We start from the raw sequence: 4,044 nt of genomic DNA, 5'->3' as shown, positions 1-4,044 counted from the left end.
GTGTTCGTATACGACTACTCCACGATTGGGGAGGACATCTCGCAACGTAAACTGCTCTAACCATGGCGGTGCGTCGACAACGTTGAGTTGGGCAGCCTCTTGAGTGGTCGTCCCATTGCTGTGTGTCGCCTTGACGAGGAGCGTCTGGTCCGCGGTGAGGTTTGCAGCGTTAATCGTCGTCGTCCATCCGTCACTGCCGTCTGTATCAGTGGTCGTCTCTTCACCGTATTCGAACCGGACTGCAGTGGTCTCTGAGCTGTTTGTGACTTCCACCGTATAGGTGATGTTGATGTCAGTCCCTTCGATAAGTCGGACGTCGCTCAATGAAGTCCCTTGTGTAGAAGGCTGTACAGAGAGAATTTCGTAGCCCGAAATATCACGCTGGTGAACACGAATGTCTCTTTCAGTCGCGAGCGTGGTTCCATCGGTTGTGACGACCGTGTGCGTGACGGTGTAACTGCCTGCAGCAGTATACCGATGTGCGACTTGAGCACCAGTGGCTGATTGCCCATCACCGAACGTCCACGTCGATGACTCGACATGCTCACTGTCCGCAACCGAACTCCGAAAGAGGACACTACGATTTGTAACCGGATCTTCCGGTGAGTGAGCAATCCGAAGTTCGCGAGCAGGTGCTTGTTGGCCACTTACAGCATAGGACGTGATGTTGGATGCGGTCCCAACGATTACTTCTGGTCGTTGATTGCCCGCTTCGTTCGCTGTATGTAGACGGACAATCGATGCCCCAACGTGCTGCTGTGCAATCTGTTGGTTATCCGGTGTGACGATAGTAAATGACGAGTCATTCGAGTAAACGAGTCCGGTTGACCCGTAATCTGAAACTCCAGTGATGGTGTCACCAGTCGAAATTTCGGTGACTTCCTGGGTAGCTCCGTCAACAATATAGATCGACTTCTCTCCCCACAAGACTGCATCTGGCGTTGCGCCTCCTACGACGTCGAATGCGCTAAGGCGGACGTTACTGGCGGCAGTTGACACGTTCCAGATGACGCTACCATCTCCGTCGATGGCGTGAACCGTCCCGGTACTCCGTTCGGCGACCAGTATCTCCGGCCCCTGATCCGGGGTCAACTGTGCAAGTTCGCTGTCGACGTCGGTGTTTGCAGCGAATGACCACTCAGTGTTAAGATTCCCATTCGAGACCGTCATCAACTGGACACCGACTGACCAGGAACCACTACTTGTCTTCTCGCTGCTAAGGATCTCTGGTGTGGAATCTCCATCGACATCTGCGAGGCCGTGAAGCACTTCACCGCGATCACCTGTCGCTTGCGTTTCGACGACTGTTGACCCATCGTCCTGCCACAGCGTCACGTACTCTTGAGTCGCTGACGAACCAACAACCTCTGTTTTGCCGTCGTGGTCATAATCGCCTGTCTCAACTGTGTCTGGCCAGTCACTGAGCGTCTTTGACCAGTGGGTATCTCCGTTGTGTGTGTACGGCCGAATCCAATTCCCGGAGACTTTCGATTTGAAAATCGCCTCGGTCTTCCCATCACCAGTCACGTCGCCAGTCGAGATGGGAGTGACTGCGCCGCTGAACGATTCGTTCCAGACCCACTGTCCATTCTCGATGACTCCCGCAGTTGATGGGCCGTATGAGTCGTAATCTCCTGCAAGGACCTCGTCGTATCCGTCGCCGTCAGTGTCTGCGGTCGCAATGCGCGTGTTCCCTCGATTGAGGTCGACAGACCAGCGCTCGGTAACGGTTGTCGGTGACAGAAGGCTGGTTTTGTCATACTCAAAGACTTCAACATCACCACGGTACCCAACCACAAACTCTGGCACACCATCGCCGCTGATGTCTGCTGCTTCTAAATCCCGGACAACTCTTCCATCGGTTGGAGCTGACAAGACGAGTCCTGTCCCTGGCACTGCCACCCCCACCTGATCTGTCGTCGCGACTCCAAGTGCACCGTCAGTGAGTGCGGTCACTCGTTGGACTTCAGACGAGGCAGTAAACTCGTACACCCGTTGAGTTGCCCCATCGACGACCACGACAGTCCGATTTTCCCACAAAATCGCGTCTGGGGTCGAGTTACCGACCACGTGGGCTACGGTTGTGCTAGCGGTATCGAGTGATGTCTCAACAGTCCACAGTTGCGACCCATCGTGGTCGATCGCGTGGACTGCACCGCTTCGATACGGTGCAAGCACTTCGGACTGTGCGTCTGTGTCGAGTTCCGCAAAGGCAGGTCTCACTCGCTCAACTGGCCCATACTGCCAGACAACTGTCGACCCGGTTTTCCCGTCTTGTTGGATGACCTGAATGCCGCTGTTGTCGTCTCCAGTGCTACTTCCCACGTTCGTGAGAAACTCTGGGCTTTCATCTCCGGTTACGTTCTTCAATCCATAGAGATTCTCAACGCGGCTTCCGGAGTGTAAATCCCAGACTTCCGTGCCATCGTCGTCCCAGAGTGAAAAGTAACCGCGATAATCGGTCATACCCGCAACTTCAGCACGTCCATCGTCATCGTAATCAACCGCAGCCGCGTGGTCTGGCCAATCACCGACCTGTCTGCTCCACAGGTAATCCCCATTTAGGTCGTATGGGCGGACCCACTCTCCACCATCGTTTTCCCTGAAGATGATTTCTTCATCGCCGTCTCCATCGACGTCTGCTGCTGCTTCGCCGATGTTTTTTCCAGATCCGTCGTGTCGCCACAGCCACGATCCTTCAGAACTGACAAGCCCGAACTTCGAAGGACCACGCCGGTACACGTCGCCTACTGCGATTTCATCATCGCCGTCACCATCAGCGTCGACGGCATACAGGTTTGTTCGAGGCCTAGTCTGGCTTCCACTTGAGAGTTGGAGGTTCCAAACCAACCGGAAGTCATCAGTGGTAGATGTGGTTGCTGTGAGCGTTGTTTGCGGCCGGAGTTGTCTTCGATTTACACTCTGGGATGAAACAGTGGAGAGTGTTCGCAACCGATCGAGTGATACTTTGTGTTTATTTTCCCTTGTGTCCGGTCGTGATGATAGAACTGATTTCTGAGCGGTCGTGCCGTCGTCGCCAAGTGCAGATGCAATACCGACAGATGTAATCGGTGCAGTGATGAGCGCAATAGTTAGAAGAACGACAAAAATACTGCTTGGATACACATGGCTGTCTGACATATGTTTACTATCGTAATTACAGGTGTATATAAAATATATTATGTTGTCAAATCCTACTCTGGTCGGCGGAAGATGACTCACTTATGTGAGATACTGCACCCACAGTGGAATGAGGTTTCACGTCGATCTGGTTCATGTTTTCCCTGCGGGTTTCACATCTCACTCGAAATCTAAATTGGCGAGGTGAGCTATCAACCGTCGAAATTCGACTAGATACACTCGAAACAGGGGGTGTAGAGGAGCCGCAATCGAAGACTACTGTCTGTAACAGTCTTATTGCTGTTTCCCCTTCTGTCGTGGGTGCCGCATTGCCTGTCTACGGTTATGACGACGAGGGGGCCGAAGTGAAACAGGCACTCGCAGGATTCGTCGAGGACGGAGTCAAGCACAGCTCCGGAGACCCGTACGTCTCTGTATTGGCGACCGACAACGGTGCCTATGTCAAGCTCACCGTTCGTGACAACGAACCCGGAACCGAAGCCATGGAAGCCGAGGTTATCTCGACAGGCCACGAGACCTCACTCGAACACGTGTCTGGGCTTGGGCTGTGGCTTGCTACCTGGCTCGTGACGCGATACAGTGGGTCGTTCCGGATTGAGGCGGCCGAGGAAGACAAACAGACAGGGACGACGGCGACACTCAAGCTTCCAGCACTTGATCACTGTGAGCCACACTTGACTTGGTCACTCCGCAAGAGTGAGAGAGTACATTTCGTTTGCTTTTCTCGGCGGCGTTGTTCGTTTTTTGCGGCGGAAGAGGACACACGAAACGTGGTGTCTGAGGAAGTGTGAGGTGCGCATTTACCCATCACGAATGTCTGTCTATCAATAATACAGAATAATAGATACGTTTATGAGTGGGTGGGTAACAAACTGATATGTAGTCTGAGTAGGCTACATCGGT

2 protein-coding genes are annotated in these 4,044 nt (G+C 53.4%); one reads left to right on the top strand and one right to left on the bottom strand.

The window, feature by feature from the left end:
- The coding region (locus AUR66_RS15340; RefSeq protein WP_157533153.1) for an FG-GAP-like repeat-containing protein at positions 1 to 3,141 on the bottom strand (3,141 nt) is incomplete at its 3' end.
- A 308-nt stretch (positions 3,142 to 3,449) separates the two neighbouring features.
- Between AUR66_RS15340 and AUR66_RS15335 the strand changes: the two genes are divergently transcribed.
- A complete protein-coding gene (locus tag AUR66_RS15335) occupies positions 3,450 to 3,932 on the top strand; it encodes an ATP-binding protein (protein ID WP_058573139.1) in 483 nt (160 codons plus the stop codon).
- The last annotated feature ends 112 nt before the right edge of the window (positions 3,933 to 4,044 follow it).

The sequence above is a fragment of the Haloferax profundi genome (genome assembly GCF_001469865.1).
GTDB classification, from domain to species: domain Archaea; phylum Halobacteriota; class Halobacteria; order Halobacteriales; family Haloferacaceae; genus Haloferax; species Haloferax profundi.
The sequence above is the reverse complement of the archived record's forward strand: the minus strand, read 5'-3'. Positions and strand labels throughout refer to the sequence as shown.